The 20,318-nt window shown below is 72.1% G+C and carries 18 protein-coding genes and 1 pseudogene; all 19 read right to left on the reverse strand.

Going from position 1 to position 20,318, the window contains the following annotated elements; all coding sequences use genetic code 11:
- Positions 1 to 25 precede the first annotated feature (25 nt).
- The 19 genes and pseudogenes from O7629_RS16325 to O7629_RS16415 all read right to left on the reverse strand — a co-directional run bounded on the left by O7629_RS16325 (position 26) and on the right by O7629_RS16415 (position 20,264).
- Positions 26 to 1,429, reverse strand: coding sequence for an AAA family ATPase (locus tag O7629_RS16325; RefSeq protein WP_278170183.1), 1,404 nt, complete (start codon positions 1,427 to 1,429; stop codon positions 26 to 28).
- Between the two features lie 220 nt (positions 1,430 to 1,649).
- Entirely contained in the window at positions 1,650 to 2,915 is a 1,266-nt protein-coding gene (locus O7629_RS16330) for a hypothetical protein (protein ID WP_278170184.1), read from the reverse strand.
- A 59-nt stretch (positions 2,916 to 2,974) separates the two neighbouring features.
- Positions 2,975 to 3,916, reverse strand: coding sequence for an RluA family pseudouridine synthase (locus O7629_RS16335; protein ID WP_278170185.1), 942 nt, complete (start codon positions 3,914 to 3,916; stop codon positions 2,975 to 2,977).
- Complete coding sequence (lspA, locus tag O7629_RS16340; protein ID WP_278174554.1) at positions 3,913 to 4,437, reverse strand: signal peptidase II; 525 nt, start codon at positions 4,435 to 4,437, stop codon at positions 3,913 to 3,915. Before lspA ends, O7629_RS16335 begins: the two co-directional genes overlap by 4 nt.
- 158 nt (positions 4,438 to 4,595) lie before the next feature.
- Positions 4,596 to 5,015: a TraR/DksA family transcriptional regulator gene (locus O7629_RS16345; RefSeq protein ID WP_278174555.1), complete on the reverse strand. Its 420-nt coding sequence runs from the start codon at positions 5,013 to 5,015 to the stop codon at positions 4,596 to 4,598.
- 397 nt (positions 5,016 to 5,412) lie between these two features.
- Complete coding sequence (locus O7629_RS16350; RefSeq protein WP_278174556.1) at positions 5,413 to 5,703, reverse strand: DUF167 domain-containing protein; 291 nt, start codon at positions 5,701 to 5,703, stop codon at positions 5,413 to 5,415.
- Between the two features lie 85 nt (positions 5,704 to 5,788).
- Complete coding sequence (locus tag O7629_RS16355; protein ID WP_278170186.1) at positions 5,789 to 6,361, reverse strand: hypothetical protein; 573 nt, start codon at positions 6,359 to 6,361, stop codon at positions 5,789 to 5,791.
- A 52-nt stretch (positions 6,362 to 6,413) separates the two neighbouring features.
- A complete protein-coding gene (locus tag O7629_RS16360; RefSeq protein WP_278170187.1) occupies positions 6,414 to 7,220 on the reverse strand; it encodes a DivIVA domain-containing protein in 807 nt (268 codons plus the stop codon).
- Positions 7,221 to 7,260: 40 nt separating this feature from the next.
- A complete protein-coding gene (locus O7629_RS16365; RefSeq protein WP_123602596.1) occupies positions 7,261 to 7,566 on the reverse strand; it encodes a YggT family protein in 306 nt (101 codons plus the stop codon).
- 24 nt (positions 7,567 to 7,590) lie between these two features.
- On the reverse strand, positions 7,591 to 8,289 hold the full coding sequence (gene sepF / locus O7629_RS16370) for a cell division protein SepF (RefSeq protein ID WP_278170188.1): 699 nt from the start codon (positions 8,287 to 8,289) through the stop codon (positions 7,591 to 7,593).
- 186 nt (positions 8,290 to 8,475) lie between these two features.
- On the reverse strand, positions 8,476 to 9,216 hold the full coding sequence (locus O7629_RS16375) for a YggS family pyridoxal phosphate-dependent enzyme (RefSeq protein WP_278170189.1): 741 nt from the start codon (positions 9,214 to 9,216) through the stop codon (positions 8,476 to 8,478).
- Positions 9,213 to 10,331: a cell division protein FtsZ gene (gene ftsZ, locus O7629_RS16380; protein WP_278170190.1), complete on the reverse strand. Its 1,119-nt coding sequence runs from the start codon at positions 10,329 to 10,331 to the stop codon at positions 9,213 to 9,215. Before ftsZ ends, O7629_RS16375 begins: the two co-directional genes overlap by 4 nt.
- A gap of 289 nt (positions 10,332 to 10,620) precedes the next feature.
- Positions 10,621 to 11,565 (reverse strand): FtsQ-type POTRA domain-containing protein, encoded by a 945-nt coding sequence (locus O7629_RS16385; RefSeq protein ID WP_278170191.1) that lies wholly within the window; start codon positions 11,563 to 11,565, stop codon positions 10,621 to 10,623.
- Positions 11,562 to 12,995: a UDP-N-acetylmuramate--L-alanine ligase gene (gene murC, locus O7629_RS16390; protein ID WP_278170192.1), complete on the reverse strand. Its 1,434-nt coding sequence runs from the start codon at positions 12,993 to 12,995 to the stop codon at positions 11,562 to 11,564. Before murC ends, O7629_RS16385 begins: the two co-directional genes overlap by 4 nt.
- Before the next feature lie 21 nt (positions 12,996 to 13,016).
- Positions 13,017 to 14,123 (reverse strand): undecaprenyldiphospho-muramoylpentapeptide beta-N-acetylglucosaminyltransferase, encoded by a 1,107-nt coding sequence (gene murG, locus O7629_RS16395; protein ID WP_278170193.1) that lies wholly within the window; start codon positions 14,121 to 14,123, stop codon positions 13,017 to 13,019.
- A 399-nt stretch (positions 14,124 to 14,522) separates the two neighbouring features.
- Positions 14,523 to 15,788 (reverse strand): annotated as a pseudogene (locus O7629_RS16400) (putative peptidoglycan glycosyltransferase FtsW); the annotation flags it as partial.
- Positions 15,789 to 16,111: 323 nt separating this feature from the next.
- Positions 16,112 to 17,236 (reverse strand): phospho-N-acetylmuramoyl-pentapeptide-transferase, encoded by a 1,125-nt coding sequence (mraY, locus tag O7629_RS16405; RefSeq protein WP_278170194.1) that lies wholly within the window; start codon positions 17,234 to 17,236, stop codon positions 16,112 to 16,114.
- A complete protein-coding gene (gene murF / locus O7629_RS16410) occupies positions 17,233 to 18,678 on the reverse strand; it encodes a UDP-N-acetylmuramoyl-tripeptide--D-alanyl-D-alanine ligase (protein ID WP_278170195.1) in 1,446 nt (481 codons plus the stop codon). The genes mraY and murF overlap by 4 nt, the downstream gene beginning before the upstream one ends.
- Entirely contained in the window at positions 18,675 to 20,264 is a 1,590-nt protein-coding gene (locus O7629_RS16415) for a UDP-N-acetylmuramoyl-L-alanyl-D-glutamate--2,6-diaminopimelate ligase (RefSeq protein ID WP_278170196.1), read from the reverse strand. Before O7629_RS16415 ends, murF begins: the two co-directional genes overlap by 4 nt.
- Positions 20,265 to 20,318 lie beyond the last annotated feature (54 nt).

The raw sequence follows: 20,318 nt of genomic DNA on the forward strand, positions 1-20,318 counted from the left end.
GACCGGCTCAGTCAACCGACCGGGCTCAGCGGACGAACGGCTCCAGCATCATCGAGGCCGCCTGCAGCCACGCCTGCCGCGTCTCCGGCTGCAACTGCACGTACTCGATCGACGACCCGGTCTCCAGGGCCGGGTCGTAGGGCACCACGGCGACCGCCCGGGTCCGGGTGGCGAAGTGCCGACGCAGGTCGTCGAGCAGCGGCATCGGCCCCGGGCTCGGGCAGGACAGCAAGGTCACCGCGTTGCGCACCAGGTCGCCCATGCCGACGTCGTCCAGCAGGTCCAGCATCCAGTCCGCGGTGAACGCCGCGTCCTCGCGGGGCACGCAGGTGACCACCAGCTGATCGGCGGCCTGCAGGACGGTCTGCCAGTTGGCGCTCTCCACGTTGTTGCCGGTGTCCACGCAGATCACGTCGTGGGTTCGGCGGAGCAGCTCCAGCACCCGCCGAACGGTGTGCGGGTCGAGACGCTGCGCGAACCGAGGGCTCTCCTCACCGGCGAGCACATCGTACGAGCCGTCGGAGGCGTGCCGGAGGTAGTCGTCGAGCCGGTCGGTCAGCTCGTAGCCGTGCGAGCCCTCGATCTCCACCAGATCGGAGATCAGATGGCGGATTGTCCGGGCGTGACGGGCGCTGCCGGCCCGCAGCCCGAGCGTGCCGCGCAGCTCGTTGTCGTCCCAGGCGAGCACGCCACGGCCACGGACGCTACCGATCGTCGCCGCGGCGAGGACGGTCGCCGTCGTCTTGTGCACCCCGCCCTTCGGATTGGCGAACGCCAGCACCCGCGGTATGCCGAGGTTGCGGCGCAGGATGCCGGTGGCCCGGTCGACCTCCGCGTCGGGCCGACTCTCCCGCCACTCGATCCGCGCCGGGTATCCGCCGCCGCCGTCCGGACCCGGCGGGTATCCCGGCCCCGGCCCGCCCCGGCGGGGCGGCTCGGCGACCGGCGGATAGCCGCCGACCTCGGGGCCGGACGGGAAGCCCTGCTCCGGAGGTGGCGGCACGCTCGGACGCACCGGGCGACCGCCTCGGTCCGGCGGGTGGCCGGGCATCACCGGATAGCTGGGTGCGTAGCCGCCGGGGGCGACCGGACCCGGCGGCGGTGCCAGGGCGGCGTACCGACCGGCGGCCCGCGCCGGCGGCCCCGGGTCGGCCGGATAGCCGGGATCGGCCGGATGGCCGGAGTCGCCCATCCAACTGGAACCGGTGGAATGCCCCGGCTCCGGGTGGTGACCCGGCACCTGTGCGATGCCGTTGGGCACCTGGGCGGTGCCGCGACCGTTCTCCCGCGGCCGGGGCGCCGCCCCGTTGCGGTCCGCCACCTCGGGATGCTCACCGGTACGGCCACCGAGTCGAGCCCGGTCGAGCAGCGCACGCCAGCGCGGCGCTGGTTCGGCAGGCCGGCCCCAGCCGGACTCGGTGCCCTCCACGGCTCGCCCTCCCAGCGCTATCGGTCCCCGCCTGACAGGCTACGAAGCTAGACCTGTTCAGGCCACACCGCCAAAGGCCCGTTGTTCGGCCCGACCGGCCATCTCTACCGGACTCCCCGGTCCGGTCACCGCAGCCGTCACCTGACGAGGATCGTGGCGGCACCGGGGGTAGCGTACGGAACCGAGACACCGGTGGTCGATACCGGCCCGCTACTAAGGTTCACCGGGGGTGCTCCGGGCAGACCGGCGGTCCCACGGTGGCCGGCGACGCGCCGGTCCGTGACGGGGTACAGCCAGCCGGCGTGGCCGGACGGCCCGCCCCGCTGGTCGACCGGCCCGACGGAGCCGTGGTCGGGCTCCCCGACCCGGCCGACGGATTGGCCCGACCCGCCGGATTTCCAGAAGCTGCCGGATTTCCAGAAGCTGCCGAGTTTCCAGGACCGGCCGGCGACGTGTCGGCGCCGTCTCGGGTGCCGTCCTCGGCGTCCGGGGCGGAATCGGCGCTGTCCGGGGCGGAATCGTGGTCGGGCGCGGACCCGGTCTGCGTGCCTGGCCCCACGTGCGGGGCGCCGTCGGTCGCCGGAGCGACGCCGGTCGGACCACCGCCGACCGCGCTGTCGGCCGCACCGCTCGGCTCGGCGGCCGGAACATCGAACGGCAACCCGCTGCTGGTGAGCGCGGCGTCGCCAACCGGCACCACCCCGTCGTACTCCGGTAGCGGAGGCAGGAACACCGCCCGGTCCAGGCGGCGGACCTCGGGCGCGGGATCGACGGCCCGGATCTCGGCCAGCCGGGCCAGCCTGCGCAGGTCTACCGGGACGCCCTGGACCACCGCCGCGAACACGCAGGCACAGTGGTCGCGATAGGCGGCGGCCTCGGCGGTGGCCACCCGGGCACCCTTGTCGTAGACCAGCCACTGGTCCAGGTCGGCTGCCCGGCCGAGTTCGGCGACCCGGCGGCGGTAGTCGGTCGCCTGCCTGCTCTTGCGCTCGGTGACCTGATCCATCCCGGTCAGCACGTCCTCGGGCAGCTGGAAGGCCGGCATCCGGATCACCTGGGTCTTCTCCCGCCCCAGCGGGACCCGGGTGTACACCTCCACGGCGGACACTCCGGACAGGACAGCGGCGAGCCGGTCGGGTGCCAGATATCCGTTGAAAGTCACCAGTGCGTAGCTGTCGCCGGTCGACCCGGCCGGGGCCGGTTCCTCCGGTAGGGTGGCCAGCTCACCACGTACCGCCCGGAGGTAGTCCGGTATGGACTCGCCCTCGGCTACTCCCACCTGCACGATGTCGTCCACCGCGCGGACGGCGCCGTCGTCGTGGTCCACCGCCCAGACGGCGGCGACCAGCACCGCGCTGATCGACACCCCGGCCACCCCGACGAGCAGCTGGGGACGGACCGGTCGCTGCGCGAGCCGGACGGCGGCGTCCACCAGGATCGGCAGCAGCCGTCGGTCGATTCGCCGCAACAGGTCGCCGGCACGCACGGGCGACTCCCCTTCCCCGATGGCGGGTGGACGCTGAGTGACCGCGTGTTCGCCGGCTCTCAATCGCCGAGCACGGCCAGGGCACGCTTCAAGTCGTCAGGGTAGTCGCTGTGGAAGCGAACTTCCTCCGCCGTACGGGGGTGTAGGAAACTGAGCGCACGGGCATGCAGCCACTGGCGGGTCAGTCCGAGTCGGGCGGCGAGTGTCGGATCCGCACCGTACGTCAGGTCACCTACGCACGGGTGACGCAGCGCGGAGAAGTGCACCCGGATCTGGTGGGTACGGCCGGTTTCCAGGCGGATGTCGACCAGGCTGGCGGCGGGGAAGGCCTCCACCGTCTCGTAGTGGGTGACGCTGGGTTTGCCGCCCGAGACGACCGCCCACCGGTAGTCATGGGTGGGATGACGGTCGATCGGGGCGTCGATGGTCCCGCGCAACGGGTCGAGATGCCCCTGCACGACGGCGTGGTACCGCTTGTCCACCTCGCGTTCCTTGAACGCACGCTTGAGTACCGAGTACGCGTGCTCGCTCTTGGCCACCACCATCAGCCCGCTGGTGCCGACGTCGAGCCGGTGCACGATGCCCTGGCGTTCGGCCGCGCCACTGGTCGCGATGGTGTGACCGGCAGCCGCCAGACCGGCCAGCACGGTCGGGCCGGTCCATCCGGGGCTCGGGTGTGCCGCCACGCCGACCGGCTTGTCCACCACCACGATGTCCTCGTCGGCGTACTCGACCCGCAGTCCGTCGACCGGTTGGGCGATCACCACCGGAGCCGCGACGGGCGCCGGCAGGACCACCTCCAGCCAGGCGCCGGCGGTCACCCGGTCGGACTTGTGCCGGGTCACCCCGTCCACCGCGGCGTCGCCGGACTCCACCAACGCGGCGGCCGCGGTGCGGGACAGTCCGAACAGCCGGGAGACGGCCTGATCGAGCCGGGTGCCGTCGAGCCCGTCGGGCACCGGCAGCGACCGTCGCTCCCCATGGCGGGCAGGTGTGGTCAACGGTCCACCTTTCCGGACAGCCGGCGGCCGTCACGCTGTCGGCCGGTCAGTTCCAGCAGTACGGCGAGGAGTACGCCGACGACCAACGCGCTGTCGGCCACGTTGAAGATCGGGAAAACCTGGCCGTACGGGTGGAAGACGCTGAACATGTCCACCACGTGGCCGAGAAGGGGCCCGGGGGCGCGGAACACCCGGTCCAGGAAGTTGCCGAGCGCCCCACCGAGGATCAGCCCGAGCGCCACCGCCCAGGGCAGCGACCGCAGCCCTCTGGTCAACCAGCCGATCCAGCCGACGACCGCCACGGTTACGAGCGGGAATATCCAGGTGTAGTCGGATCCGAGGCTGAACGCCGCACCGCTGTTGCGGATCAGCGTCAGGTAGAGGGCGCCGCCCAGCAGGCGGACCGGTTCCCGGTCGGTCAGGGCGCTGATCGCCCACTGCTTCGCGCCGAGGTCGACGAGCAGTGCCGCCGCCGCGACCAGGGCGAAGACCCACAGCGCACGTCGGCCGGTGCCCGTCACCGGCTCGCCGGTGACGGGCACGCCAGGGCCCGCTTCAGGTGCTGGCGGGGCGTCGTCACCGGCGTTCGGAACGTCCGGACGCGGATCGCCGTCGGCGGACAGACGCCTCTCCCTTCTCAGTGGAGCGGCTCGCCCGCGTCGGGCCCGTCACCGCCCGGCTAGCGCCGCTCCTCGATCTGCTTGCAGGACACACAGAGCGTGGCCGAGGGGAAGGCGGCGAGCCGCTCGACCGGAATGTCCGTGCCGCACCGCTCACACCAGCCGTAGTTTCCCTCGTCCAGCCGCTCCAGCGCCCGCTCAACCTGGTTGATGCGGTCCAGGATGCTCTTGGCGAGGGAGATCTCCTGCTCCCGCTCGAACGTCTTGGTGCCGGTGTCGGCCTGGTCGTCGCCGGCCGAGTCGGTCAGCCGTTCCCGCTGCAGCTCGGTGATCTCACTCAGCGTCTGATCATACTCGGCTCGCAGCTCGTCCCGACGGGCCTGCAGGGCAATCTGGATCTTGGTGGTCTCGGCCGCGCTGCGCGGTGCCCGGGCCGCTCGCCCGCGGGCGGCGGTCTTCGTGTCGGCTGGCTTCGCCATCGTCGCTCCCTCGGCCGCGTCACCCGCGGCGATCGGCAGTGCCTGTACGGGATCCTCCGGCGTCGGCAGGCCGGACGGTACGCGGCGCGGCGCGGCGGACGGGGTCACCCGACCCGTCCGGCACCTCGCTCCCGTCAGCTCGGCCATGCTGCCCCCAAAGCACAAAACGGGCGTACAACGGGTCCGTTGCACACTCCGGAGATTCGCAAGGATACGGAACGTGAAGACATCCGACAACAATGGCACAGCTTTCGTCCGGTGATGCACCGATTTGACTGGCCAGATCGAGCCGAAGGACACGGCGGCGCGGCGCGGGCCGACATATCACCCAAGAAGGACAGTCGCCGCGCCTTGTCGAGGAGTGTGACGTGTGGTCGGGGTGTCGTCAGCCGACCGTTCACCCGTCCCGCAGCCGCCGCAGCCGGGCGTCCAACGCCTCGGCCTCGTCGGTGGACACGGTGTCCACCCTGAACAGCTTGTCCCGACTGGCGGCACCGGACCGTAGCGTGACCCGCCGGGTCGGCACCTCGAGCGCTGTCGCGAGCGCATGCCGGGCCGCCTCCGTCGCACGGCCGTCCACCGCCGGGGCAGTGACCGCGACGATCAGCGCCGGTCCCTGAGGGCCGGGGTGACAACCACCGATCCGGGCGCGGGACGCACCGGGCTTGACCCGGACGGCGACCACCAGGTCGGTCTCCGGACGCCCGCTGGCACCGGCGGCCGGCCGGGTGGGCCGGCGGCTGCTCGCACGGGACACGAAAGACGCCGCCTGTTCAGACGCGGCCGGACTCGGCCAGCAGGGTCCGGTTCGGCTGGCAGAGCCCACACGGGGTGAATCCGAGTTCCAGGGCCTCGCGCACCGGCAGTGGCTCACCGTCCCTGGCCACCAGGTGCAGGCAGCTCGCCCGGTGGTAGCGGGGCCGTCCGTCGACCACGATCACCTCGGCATCGAGCCCGGCGAGCCGGGCGTGATCGGTCTCACCCATCTGCTCGACCGCCGGTTCGTCGGGCGGGTCGTCGTCGGCTGCCCCACCGCCGAGATGGTCGTCGGCCGGGTCGGTCGGCTGCCGACCGACCGGCGCGGCGGATGACCGTTGACCGGCCCACTGGTCCGGATCGGGGTCGACGCCGAACTCCGGACGGGAGTCCGGCTCCGGGTCGAACGGGCCGGTGCGCAGGTTGCCGGCTCGGGCCGCAGCGGCCTGCCGAGCACCGACCACGAGAGCCACCGCCGCGAGCAGACTGGCGACGATCGAGCCGACCAGCAGCAGGCTGGACCCGCTCGCCAGGCCGAGCACGAGCAGAGTGACGGCGACGAGGATGAGCACCAGACTTGCCACTATCACGGCTCACCCCCGCCGCCTCGTTGCTGACGTACCCCCCGCGAGAGGCTCGGCCTCAGCGGCCGGCCTCCAGCGCGCCGGACCGCCCACCGCCGTAGGAGCTGGCCAGGCCGGCGGTCGCCAGACCACCACCGCCCGACGCGGAGCGGCCGCCCTCGACCCGCCCCATCTCGGCCTCGAGGCCCTGACCGCGACCGTCCAGGTCGCGCAGCTGGCTCTCCAGGTACGCCTTGAGCCGGGTGCGGTACTCCCGCTCGAACTGCTTGAGCTCCTCGATGTGCTTCTGCAGGGCGGTCCGCTTGGCGTCCAGGCCACCCATCGCCTCCTGGTGGCGCTGCCGCGCGTCCCGCTCCAGCGCGTCGGCCTTGGCCCGCGCCTCGCGGGTGACCTCCTCGGCCTTGGTGCGGGCGTCGGTAAGCAGCTTGTCCGCTTCCCGGCGGGCGTCGGAGACGTGGTCGTCCGCCGTCCGCTGGGCCATCATCAGCACCCGCAGCGCCTGCTGCTCGCCGTCACCGCCGCCGCCGACGACCGGGCCACCGGCCGACCTGACCTGCTCCAGCTCGGCCTGCATGGCACGGGCGGCCTGCTCGGCGGCGGCCTTGTCCCGCTGTACGCGGTCGAGCTGGGCCTTCATGTCGTTGAGCTCCGCCGCGAGACGCGGGTCGGCGCCCGGGCCCGCCGGCCCGCCACGACCTCCGCGCTCCACCTGGGCGCGCAGCTCGTTGTTCTCCTCGATCAGACGGGCGAGCTCACGCTCGACCTCGTCCAGGAAGGCGTCGACCTCCTCCTCGTCGTACCCCCGCTTGCCGATCGGAGGCTTTTTGAAGGCGACGTTGTGGACGTCGGCCGGGGTTAGCGGCATCGAAACTCCTCGGGTCAGTTGCGGCCGCGTAGCGCGCCGGTCAGTTGGTTGCCCTGATCAGCGGCTCCACCACGAACGTGATCAGCACGAACAGGATAACCAGGAGCACAAGGGAGGCCAGGTCGAAGCTCACGGTACCAATTCGCAGTGGTGGGATCACCCGCCTCAACGCCTTAAGGGGGGGATCAGTGACGCTCCACACCGATTCCAATCCGGCTGCGGCACCCCGACCGGGTTGCCAGCGTCGACCGTACTGAAGCACCGCACTCAGGACAAACCTCGCCAACAGGGTGAGCAGAAAGACGTACAGCAGCAGATACAGGACTTGAAACAAGATCGACAACACGGCAGGCGAGGTCCTCAGGTCAGGCTAGCCCAGGCTGAAAAATCCACCCTCGGCTATCTTGGCCTTGTCCTCCGCGGTGACCTGGACGTTGGCCGGTGAGAGCAGAAACACCCGGTTGGTGACGCGTTCGATCGTACCGCGCAGACCGAACGCCAGACCGGCAGCGAAATCAACCAGACGGCGGGCGTCGGCCTCATCCATCTCGGTGAGGTTGATGATCACCGGCGTGCCGTCGCGGAAGTGCTCCCCGATCGTCCGGGCCTCCCGGTAGGTGGTCGGGTGCAGCGTGGTGATCTGGTACCGCTGCTCCTCCTCGGCGACGACCATCCGCTCCCGCACCACAGGCTGTGGCGCCAGAGCCAGATTGTCCCTGGTCGGGTAGCTGGCCGGCGCGGCCTCGGCACCGGCCCGGGTGATCGATCGCACACTGGCACGCTCACCCCGGTCGGGATCCGGACCCCGGTGCTCCCGCTCGGCAGCCCGGTGCTCCCGCTCGGCAGCCCGGGCCTGCAGCCGCTCCGACGGGCGCAGCCGCTCCACCGGTGGCCGCGCGCGTGGTGGCGGGTCGTCCGGCTCCTCGTCGTCGGCGAACTCGTCGGCGTACCTATTGTCGCGGTATCGCGACTCTCGGTAGCCACCCTTGTCGTAGCCATCGTCGTAGCCCTGGTCGTCGTCCTCCTCGACCAGACCTAGCCAGACCCCCGCTTTGCGCAGTGCACCCATGCCGCGCCCCTCCGTCCGCCGTGCGGCACGCGCCCCCGCCGTGCCACTGTCGCGCGTGAACACTGCAGTGCCCACCGGTCCGAGCCGGCTCCCCGCCATGACCGGTGCGCGGTCACGGACGTCGACCCCCGACGACGGGGAGTCCGGCTCAAACAACACTGATGTAGTTTGGTATCCGCCGCCAGGCTACCGTAGCGTTGGGCGCTTTCCGAGCAACGCACTTCCGACACGGACATGTGTCGCGCCGGCGTCCACCGCCGCCTCCAGGTCGGCGCTCATCCCGGCCGAAACCATCCACGCCCCCGGCACGGCGGCTCTGAGCTGGGCAGACACCTCCGCCAGCCGGGCGAACGCCGGCTCCGGCGGCTGGTCGAGCGGAGCCACCGCCATCACCCCGGCGAGTCGCAGATCGGACTGGCCCAGGATGCACTCGACCACCGGCCAGAAGCCGGTCACCGCATCCGCCGAGTCCGGCAACGCGCCGCCGCGCCCCGTCACGCCGTCCAGACTGACCTGGACCAGCACGTCGAGCGGTCGACCACGCCGACCGGCAGCGGCGGCCAGGGCGCGGGCCAGGGGCACCCGGTCGACCGAGTGCACCAGGTCCGCGTAGCCGACCACCGACCGGCACTTGTTGCGCTGCAGCTGGCCGACGAAGTGCCAGCGCAGCCCTGGCCCGCCGGACGGTCCGGGGGCCAGCTCGGCAGCCTTGGCCGCCGCCTCCTGGTCCCGGTTCTCGCCGACGTCGGTGACCCCGAGCTCGGCCAGCAGCCGCACGTCGGCGGCCGGATAGGTCTTGGTCACCGCGATCAGCGTGACGCTGTCCGCCGGCCGACCCGCCGCCGCCGTGGCGGCGGCAAGCCGGGACCGTACGGCGGTCAGCCGGTCGGCCAGTTCCGCACGTCGCCGTTCGGTGTCGACCGTCATGATCCGTTTTTGAGGAAGTCCGGTACGTCGACGTCGTCGAAGAGCACCCGGCGGGTCTGCTGGGTCGGCGTCTGGGGCGCCGGGGCGACAGCCGGGCTGGTCGGCGCGGCCGGCGAGACCGGTGCCGCCGGGACCTTACGCGGACCCTCGGCCGGCTTGTACGCGGGAGCCCCACCGTCGAAGCCGGCGGCGATGACGGTGACCCGCACCTCGTCGCCCAGCGCGTCGTCGATGACCGCCCCGAAGATGATGTTTGCGTCGGCGTGCGCGGCGTCGGTGACCAGCTGCGCCGCGTCGTTGATCTCGAACAGGCCGAGATCGGATCCACCGGCGATGGAGAGCAGCACCCCTCGGGCACCGTCCATGCTCTGCTCCAGCAGCGGGCTGGAGATCGCCGCCTCGGCCGCCTCGACCGCCCGGTTCTCGCCCCGCGCGCTGCCGATCCCCATCAACGCGCTACCGGCCCCGCTCATCACGCTCTTGACGTCGGCGAAGTCCAGATTGATCAGGCCGGGCGTGGTGATCAGGTCGGTGATGCCCTGGACACCGGAGAGCAGCACCTGGTCGGCCTGCCGGAAGGCGTCCATCATGCTGATCCCCCGGTCGCCGAGGGCCAGCAGCCGATCGTTCGGGATGACGATCAGCGTGTCGCACTGGTTGCGCAACTCCTCGATACCGGCCTCGGCCTGCACCTGGCGTCGCTTGCCCTCGAAGGAGAACGGCCGGGTGACCACACCGATCGTCAGGGCGCCGAGCTTGCGGGCGATGTTGGCCACCACCGGCGCCCCGCCGGTGCCGGTACCACCGCCCTCACCGCAGGTGACGAAGACCATGTCGGCGCCCTTGAGCACCTCCTCGATCTCGTCGCGGTGGTCCTCCGCGGCGTTCTTGCCGACGTCCGGGTTCGCCCCGGCGCCGAGGCCCCGGGTCAGCTCCCGGCCGACGTCGAGCTTGACGTCCGCGTCGCTCATCAGCAACGCCTGGGCGTCGGTGTTGATCGCGATGAACTCGACGCCCTTGAGGCCAACCTCGATCATCCGGTTGACGGCGTTGACTCCGCCTCCGCCGATGCCGACGACCTTGATGACCGCCAGGTAGTTGTGCGGAGGTGTCATCGGGGTGCCTTCCCTTCGAGAGTGGCGGGCGCCGGCCTGACCCGGCCCACTGGGACCACGGAGGACAGACCCGTCGGTACACGAGAGCGGGACGAACCCTCACCCTCTACTAGAGGCTTAGGGTTATGTCAACCACTGAACCTCTCCGGGCAACGTATGCGCACGTACCGCGTGATCCAAGGACCATGCTGGGCGTGTCGCAGGCCGCACCGGGCCGAGTCATTCTCGGCAGACCGTAATGTACCTTCTACACCGAGCCGTCCTGAAATCACCCAGACGACATGCCGGATCAGCGGATGGTCACCACGTCCGGCGCGCTGACGTCGATCACACTGCCGTCCTGGACCAGCAACGCGTCGGCGACCCTGGCCTTGACCGCATTCTCCGTGGCGTCACCCCAGATCACCACCCGGTCGTCGGCGATCCGCAGCTCGATCCCGGCCGGGCCGCTGACCACGACCTCCACCAGCACCTCACGCAGCTGGGCGGTCAGCGAGTCGAGTACCGCGACCGCGTCACGGACCAACGCCTGATCGAACTCGACCGTTTCCAGCCGGACGACCGCCAGGTCGTCCGGGCGCGCAGCCAGTGTCCGGAAGGCCACCCCGGCCCCGTCGACCACCACGAACGCGTCGCCCTGGGGCACCACGGCGGCCGGCACCCGCTCCACCACGGTGATCACCACCGTACCCGGCCAGTCCCGGCTCGCCACCACCCGCTCCACCGCAGCCAGGCCGGAGACCCGGCCGGCCACTGCGGCCAGATCCACCCGCGCCAGTGGGGTCCCCGGCGGAATCTGCGCGGCCTGCCGTACGTCCGACTCGGTCACCAGCGCCGCCCCCGCGACCCGGACCTGGTCCACGCCGAACACCGAGGTCGCCGAGACCACCCACCAGCCGACCGCGGCCAGGGCCGCCAGGCAACCGGCCACCGCCCAGGGCAGCGCGGCCCGCAACCGTCGTCGCCGGGCCCGGCGCATGAACCGCCGGACCGACGGTGGCACCGCCTCCCGGCTCGCCCGGACCAGCCGCCAGCGGCCCGTCGACCCGTCCGGGCGTCCCGGCTGGCGCCGGGTGTGCCCGGTCTCCGCTCCCGCCGGACCGGACCGGGCGGCGGGCACCCCGGCCCGACCGGTCCGACCGGCCGGCCGGACATCGCCCAGCCGACCAGCGCCGGAGCGGCTGGAACCGGTGCGCCCCGAGCCGGGCCTCGGCGAGCGACCAGGCGGGGTCATCCTGAGCCAGCCGCCGGATCGGCGAGCGCGGACAGCAGTTCGTCACCCAGCAACGAGATCGGTGGAGCGCCCATCGTGACCACCAGGTCACCCGGCCGGCAGCGGCGGGCCACCTCCGGTGGGACGTCCTCCCAGGACGGTACGAACACCTTACGATCGTCCGGCAACGGGACGTCCGCCGTCAGCGCCACCCCGCCCTCGCCCGGCTCCCGCAGCTCACCCGGCCCGAACACCTCCATCACGATCACCTCGTCGGCGATCGCCAGGGCGGCGGCCAGCTCGGCCTGCAGGTCCCGGGTCCGGTAGACCCGGTAGGGCTGGAACACCACCACCAGCCGGCCGGCACCGGCGACCTCCCGCATGGTGTGCAGCGCCGCGGTCATCGACGTCGGGTGGTAGGCGTACTCGTCGTAGACGGTGACGCCGCCGGCCGAGCCTTTGCGTTCGAACCGGCGCCGAACTCCGGGGAACGCGCCCAGCGCGGCGACCGCGTCACTCAACGGCAGCCCGAGGCGCAGTGCGGCAAGCACCGCGGCGGCGCTGTTCAGCCCGAGATGCCGGCCGGGTACCGGCAGGGCGATCTCGCCCAGCGGCGCGCCGTCCAGGGTGGCCAGGTAGCGGACCCCGGCCGCGGACGACGTGATCTCGGACAGCCGCAGATCGGCGTCGGCGGACTCACCGTAGGTGTGGACGGTCCGGCCCTCGTCGCGCAACGCCTCGGTCAGCTGCCGGGTCCCGGGGTTGTCCGCGCAGGTCACCACGAACCCGTCCGGATCGGTCAATCCGGCGAACTCGGCGAAACCCGCAGCGAGCCCGGCCAGGTCGCCGTACGTGTTCAGGTGGTCCGCGTCGATGTTGGTGATGATCGACACGAACGGGCGGTAGAGCAGGAACGAACGGTCACTCTCGTCGGCCTCGACGACGAAGTACTCGCCCGTACCGTGGTGGGCGTTCGAACCCACCTCGGAGATCTCGCCACCGATGACGAACGACGGGTCCTCGCCGGCCCGCTGCAGGGTCAGGGTCACCATCGAAGTGGTCGTGGTCTTGCCGTGGGTGCCGGCGACCGCGATGGTCCGCCGACCGGTCATCGCCGCCGCCAGGGCCTCCGACCGGTGCAGCACCCGCAGCCCACGCCGACGGGCGGCCGCCAGCTCCACGTGGTCGGCCGGGATGGCGGTGGAGTAGACCACCGTGTCCACCCCGTCGAGGTTGGCCTCCTCGTGGCTCATGTGGATGGTGCCGCCGAGTGCCCGCAGCACCGCCAGCGACGGCCAGTCCCGCAGCTCGCTGCCGGTCACCGGAATCCCCCGGGTCAGCAGCAGGCGGGCCAGGCCACTCATCCCGACCCCACCGATACCGATCAGGTGTACGGTCCCCAGCTCCTCGGCGGCGAGCGTGCCGGTGGGGGCGAACTCGGTGATGTTCACGTGGTCACCTTCCCGTGCGGGTCATCGGGACACCGCCTCGTAGACGAAGTCGAGCAGCGCCTCGTCGCCGTCGCGGCGACCGTACCCCGCCGCCGCCGAGCCCATCGCGGCCAGCCGCTGCGGGTCGCGAGCCAACGGAACCACGACCTGCTCCACCCAGGCCGGAGTCAGTTCGGCGTCGTCGACGAGCAGACCGCCACCGGCCTCGACCACCGGCAGCGCGTTGCGCTTCTGCTCCTGGTTGCTGTGCGGATAGGGCACGTAGACCGCGGGCAGTCCGATCGCGGCGACCTCGGCGCAGGTCATCGCACCCCCCCGGCAGACCATCAGGTCGGCTGCGGCGTACCCGAGCTCCATCTCCGACAGGTACGGCAACGTCACGTACGGCACCGGCAGATCACTGGGCACCGAGACCGGCTCGTTGCGGGCACCGATCGCGTGCAGCACCTGGACACCGGCCCGGGCCAGCTCCTTCGCCGCCCCGGAGACCGCCAGGTTGATCGACCGGGCGCCCTGGGATCCACCGGAGACGAAGACCGTCGGCAGATCCGGCCGCAGCCCGAAGTGCGCTCGGGCGGCTTCCCGGGTGGCCGCCCGGTCCAGCCCGGTGATGGACCGGCGCAGCGGCACCCCGACCACCCGGGCGTCGCGCAGCGACTCGGCCTGGACCGGCTGGTGTGGGAAGCCCACCGCGACGTGCTTGGTGAACTTCATGCCCATCCGGTTGGCCACGCCCGGCGGCACGTTCACCTCGTGCACCACGATCGGCATCTCGCGACGCCATGCCGCCAGGTAGGCCGGAACGGACACGTACCCGCCGAAGCCCACCACCACGTCGGCCCGCACCTCGTCGATGACCTTGCCGGCGGCGCGGGCGGCCTTGAACATCCGGTCTGGCGTACGCACGAGGTCCATGTTGACCGACCGGGGCAGCTGATGTGCGGGGATCAACCGCAGATCGTACCCTTTCGGCGGAATCAGCTCGTTTTCCAGCCCTTTCGGGGTACCGAGACAGGTGATCTGCACGCTCGGGTCGTGCCGGCGCAGACAGTCGGCGAACGCCAACAGCGGGTAGATGTGCCCACCGGTCCCCCCACCTGCCAGCACCACCGATCGCAGCGGACCCATCAGCAACTCCTCTCGCTCGACTCGGTGGCCGCGCGGCGGACCCGGCGGACCGCCGACGGCCCACGCGGCACGCCGGGCGGTGCGTACGGGGCCCGCCGGCCCGGATGCGCGCTTCGCGGGGGTACGTTAACGCCCGTCCCGTCGCCTCGGCACACGGGGCGTCGCCGACCCGCCCTGGCCGCCCGACCGTGACGCACCGCGACCACCCGAGCCTGACGTACCGCGACCACCCGAGCCTGACGTACCGCGACCACCCGAGCCTGACGCACCGCGACCACCCGAGCGCGACGAAGCGGACCCGGCCGACCGGCCGCCGCCGTCGGGGGCGGTCGATCGGCTGGGCTGCCCGGTGCCGGCCGGTCTGGGTCCGACACCGGTCATCCGCGGCTTGGCCGGGTGGCGCTTGCGGGGCATCGGCGGCAGCGGAGCCCAGACCAGCCGTACCCAGCGGGCCGGCGGACGGGCGTTGAGCGCCCGGGCGGCGTCGGGTTCGGCCCGGGCGAACGACGCCAGCATGCCGATCGCGGCGAGCGTCACCACCAGCGCACTGCCACCGGCCGAGATGAACGGCAGCGGAATACCGGTGATCGGCAGCAGCCCGATCACCCCAGAAATGTTGATCACCGCCTGGCTGATCAGCCAGCTGGCCGCCGCTGCGGCGGCGAGTCGCCGGAACGGGTCGTCGACCCGACGGGCGATCCGCAACGCGGTGTACGCGAGGACCGCGAACAGGGCGAGCACCACGACGCAGCCGACCACCCCGAGTTCCTCGGCGACGATGGCGAAGATGAAGTCGTCCTCGGCCTGCGGCAGGTATCCCCACTTCAACCGGCTGGAGCCGAGCCCTTCACCGAACCATCCGCCGTTGGCGATCGCGTACCTCGCCTGCAGCGCCTGGTAGCAGTCGTCGACGCACTGGTCCGGTGGAGTGAAGAACGACGTCAGCCTTGCCAGCCGGTAGTTGTCCGCGTCCTGCGCACCGGAACCGGCGCCCTGCCAGGCGGCGGCGATCAGCAGACCGATGCCGACCAGCCCGACCGCGCCCAACGTGGCGAAGATTCGCAGCGGTACGCCGGCCGCCCAGAGCAGCCCGACGACCAGGGCCAGGATGCACAGCATGGTGCCCAGGTCGTTGTAGCCGACCAGGAGGAACAGCAGGCCGACGGCGGGGAACAGCGGGATGGCCAGCTCCCGCCAGTGGCCCAGCTCGGCACCCTTGCGGGCGATGACGTCGGCACCCCACAACACCAGGCCGAGCTTGGCCAGCTCGGAGGGTTGCAGCTGGAAGGAGCCGAAGTAGAGCCAGAGCAGCTCCGCCTCGACCGGACCGACCCGGGCGGCCGGCCAGCCCGCCAGCGTGGACACCAGCAGCAGGCCGTTGAGCAGCAGCAGCAGGGCGACCGCCGCGCCGAGCACCACGATGCCCAGAGTGCGGAACGTCGCCGCCGGCAGCCGTTGACAGATCCAGAACGCGACCAGGCCGATCACCGCGAAGGTCGCCTGCCGGCTCAGCACGCTGAACGCGCTGCCGTCGTCGATGTACGCCTTGATGCTGGTCGCGGAGAAGACCATGGTCAGGCCGATCATCAGCAGCAGTCCGCTGCTGAAGATCAGCAGATAGTACGAGGCGAGCGGCCGGGCCAGCAGACCACGCAACGCGGCCAGTCCGCCGATCGGATCCAGCCGGGCCGCGGGGCCGGGCCGATTTGGGACAGGCTGCCCCGGGGCCGGCCGGTCCGAAGCCGGGCGGTCTGGGACAGGCCGGTCCGGAGCCGGGCGATCCGGGGCAGGCCGGTCCGAATCCGGCCGATCCGCAGCGGTGACAGGCCGATCAGTGACGGGCCGGCCCGGGTCAGCGTTCATCCGGGCCGCCACCTGTCGTCGCCATCGGTCCATCATCGGCGCTGCCGCCCTCGGCGGCCGGACATCGACACCGCACCGGCGTGTCGGGCCGGCCGCCGCCCACCGGGCGCGGGCTGGTCCGGGCGCTAGCCCATCACCGCGAGGAACTCGCTGTAGAACAGGCCGAGGCCGATCGCCACGCCGATCCCGGCGATGATCCAGAACCGGACGACGATGTTGACCTCGCTCCACCCGGCCAGTTCGAAGTGGTGCTGCAGCGGCGACATCCGGAACACCCGCTTGCCGGTGGTCCGGAACGAGATGATCTGGATCACCACCGACATGGTGATGATGACGAAGAGCCCGCCGATGATCAGCAGCAGCAGCATGGTCCGGGTGGCCATCGCCATCCCGGCGATCAGCCCGCCGAGCCCGAGCGCGCCGGTGTCGCCCATGAAGATCCGCGCCGGCGAGGTGTTCCACCAGAGGAAGCCAACACAGGCTCCGGCGGCCGCCCCGGCGATCAGGGCGATCTCCAACGGGTCGCGGACCTGGTAGCAGTACTCGGCGGTGTAGTTCGGGTCGGCGCACCAGTGCCGGTACTGCCAGAACGCGATCAACGCGTAGGTGGCGAGAACCATCACCGACGCGCCGGTGGCCAGACCGTCCAGCCCGTCGGTCAGGTTGACGCCGTTGGTCGTGGCCATCACCACCAGGATGAAGATCACCACCGACGCGGCCTTACCGACGTCGAGGGCGTCGATGTCGCGGATGAACGACAGCGTGGTGCTACCGACCGTCTCGGTGTTGGTCGCATCGCCGGTGGTGTCCACCATCGTGCTCGGGAAGTACAGGGCGATCACCCCGAACACCGCGCCGACCAGGATCTGGCCGAGCAGCTTGCCCCGCTTGTTCAACCCGGCGCTGTTGCGCTTGCGGACCTTGAGGAAGTCGTCGACGAAGCCGACCGCCCCGGAGAAGACCAGCAGACCGAGCAGGACGAGTGCGGTGATGGTCGGCCCGACCTGGGCGATCTGCTGGGCGGGCAGGGTGGTCAGGGCGAGGTGACCCGCGACGTACGCGATCACCGTCGCCACGATGAAGACCACGCCACCCATCGTCGGCGTGCCCTTCTTGCCCTGGTGCATGACCGGGCCTTCGGCCCGGATCGGCTGGCCGGCCTTGAGCCGGGTGAAGACCTTGATCGCCACCGGGGTGCCGAACAGTGACACCAGGAAGGCCACGGCCGCCGCGACGATGACCGCTCTCACGCCGTCGCCTCCCCGGCCCCGGTGACCGGCGTACCGTCCGAGGCCGAACCGTCACGCAGCGCGTCAGCGACCTCCCAGGTGCGGTACCGCGAGCCCTTCACCAGCACCACGTCCCCGTCGGCGAGCTCCCGCCGGAGCAGGTCGATCGCCGCCTGTTGATCGGTGACCAGCACCGACTCCCCTTCCCACGTCGCAACCGCCGCCGCCGCGTGCCGGATCGGCGCGGCCTGTTCACCCACCACCAGCACCCGGTGCACGCCGAGCTCGGCGGCCAACCGGCCGACCTCGGCGTGTCCCTGCTCCTCGTACTCGCCGAGCTCGGCGAGGTAGCCGAGCACTGCGAAGGTCCGCCGACCCGCGCCGAGATCGACCAACGCCCGCAGCGCCGCCGCCGTGGAGGCGGGGTTGGCGTTGTAGGAGTCGTCGATGACGGTGATCCCGTCCGCCCGGTCGAACACGTCCATCCGACGGGTCGAGACCAGCCGGAGCCGGCCGAGCGCGGCGGCCAGCTCCGCCGGGTCGGTCAGCCCCAGTTCGACCGCCACGGCCGCGGCGAGCAGGCTGTTGCCCACCTGGTGCCGGCCGCTGACCGCGAGCCGCACCGGCGCCGACCCGGCCGGGGTGACCAGCTGGTACGCCGCGCGTCCCCGGGCGTCCACGGTGACCTGCTCGGCACGCACCGTCGCCGCAGGATCCTCCCCGGCCAGCACCACCCGCCCGGCGGTGCGGTCGGCCATCCGCCGTACCCGGGGGTCATCGGCGTTGAGCACCGCCACGCCGTCGGCCGGCAACGCCTCGACCAGCTCACCCTTTGCGGTGGCGATGGCGTCGACCGAACCGAACTCCCCGATGTGCGCGACCCCGACGTTGATCACCACGCCGATCCGGGGCGGCGCGATCTCGCACAGATGCCGGATGTGGCCGATTCCCCGGGCGCCCATCTCCAGCACCAGAAACCGGGTCTCGGCGTCGGCCTGCAGCACGGTGTACGGGTGGCCGAGCTCGTTGTTGAACGAGCCGGCCGGCGCCACCGTCGGGCCGAGCCCGGCGGCGAGCTGCGCGATCAAGTCCTTGGTCGTGGTCTTACCCGACGATCCGGTCAGGCCGATCACGGTCAGCTGGGGCAGTCGGTCCAGGACCGCCCGGGCCAGCCGGGCCATCGCGTCGAGCGGGTCGTCGACAAGCACCATCGGCACCGGGGTGGCACCGCCGTCGACGGCGATCGGGCGGGTGCCGAGCACCGCGACGGCTCCGGCGGCGAGCGCCGCGCCGGCGAAGTCGTGCCCGTCGACCCGCTCGCCGGCGAAGGCGACGAACAACCCACCGGGCCCGATCTTGCGGGAGTCGAACTCCACCCCGCCGGTGACCCGGCTGGCCGGGTCGGCGTCCCGCAGCCGCCCACCGACCGCCTCGGCCACCTCGGCCAGCGTCATCGTGATCATGCCTGCCTCACCAGTGCCGGGAACCGGGCGGTCAGTGACGCCGCGAGCTCCACCCGGTCGTCGAACGGCTGGACGTCGCCGTCGATCTCCTGTCCCTGCTCGTGGCCCTTGCCGAGCAGCGCGACCACGTCGGTGGGCCCGGCCAGGCGGACCGCCTCGTCGATCGCCGCCCGCCGGCCGGCGACCTCCACCACCTCGGCTCCGGCGACGCCGTCGGCCCCGTGGCGTACCTCGGCCCGGATCGCCGCCGGGTCCTCGGTCCGCGGGTTGTCGTCGGTGACGATCACCAGGTCGGCGCCGCGGGCGGCGGCGGCGCCCATCGTCGGACGTTTGCCCCGGTCCCGGTCGCCGCCGGCGCCGATCACACAGATCAGCCGGCCCCGCCGGGAGTCGGCGAGGCCGCGCAGCGCGGTCAGCACGGCGACGATAGCGTCCGGCTTGTGCGCGTAGTCCACCACGCCGAGCACCGGGCCGGGGGCGGTGACCTGTTCCAACCGGCCGGGTACGCCGGGGCAGTCGGCCACTCCGGCGGCGGCCGTGGCCGGATCGACGCCGAGCGCGACCAGGGTCGCGATGGCCAGCAGCGCGTTCGCCACGTTGTGCCGCCCCGGCAGCCCGACGGCGGCCTCGATGGAGATCCCGTCCGGGCCCAGGGCGATGAAGTGTTGCCGGTAGCCGTCGTCGCTGACCGCCGCAGCCCGCCAGGTGGCGGCGGCGTCCCCGGCGGCCGAGTAGGTGACCGTGTGCGGACGACGCAGCGGTTCCAGGGCCGGGTCGTCGTGGTTGAGCACCTCGACCGCGCAGCGGCCGTCGAAGAGCCGGGCCTTGGCGGCGAAGTAATCGGCGGCGTCGGCGTGAAAGTCGAGGTGGTCCGACCCGAAGTTGGTGTAGCCGCCGACGGCGAACCGCACACCACCGACCCGGTCCAGGGCCAGCGCGTGGCTCGACACCTCCATCACCACGCTGGCCACGCCGTGCTCGCGGGCCACGGCCAACATCGCGTGCAGGTCGGTCGCCTCGGGGGTGGTCCGCACGCTGGGCACGACCAGTTCGCCGAGGCGGGTCTCGACCGTGCCGATCAACCCGGTCGACTGGCCGGCGGCCCGCAGTCCCGACTCGACCAGGTACGCGGTGGAGGTCTTGCCGGCGGTGCCGGTCAACCCGATCATGGCCAGGTGCCGGGTCGGCTCGCCGTAGACGACCGCCGCGACCCGGCCCAGTACGGTCCTCGGCTCGGGGACCACCAGGGCGGGCAGTCCGGCTTCCGCAGCCGCCGGGGCGCCGGCCGGATCGGTGAGCACGGCCACCGCGCCTCGGGCACCGGCGTCGGCGACGAACTCGGCGCCGTGCCGGCGGGCCCCGGGCAGCGCGGCGTACAGGTCACCGGGCCGGACGTCGCCGCTGGCGTGGGTGATTCCGCTGATCAGCGGGGCTGCGGCGGTCGGTGGCGGCACCGCCAGCGACGCGGCGAGCTCCGCGAACGGAATCGGACGATTGGTGCGGGGTCGTGGATTGCCGGGCACGGCGCTAGACCCTACCCGGTCCGCGGTCCGGGCCCGCGCAGCGGCGTACCGGTCGCTCCGCATCGCGCGGCGTTTCGTCCGTACGGATGAGTCCCGAACGTTGGTCGGGACGGACCG

Source organism: Solwaraspora sp. WMMD792 (genome assembly GCF_029626105.1).
Taxonomy (GTDB): domain Bacteria; phylum Actinomycetota; class Actinomycetes; order Mycobacteriales; family Micromonosporaceae; genus Micromonospora_E.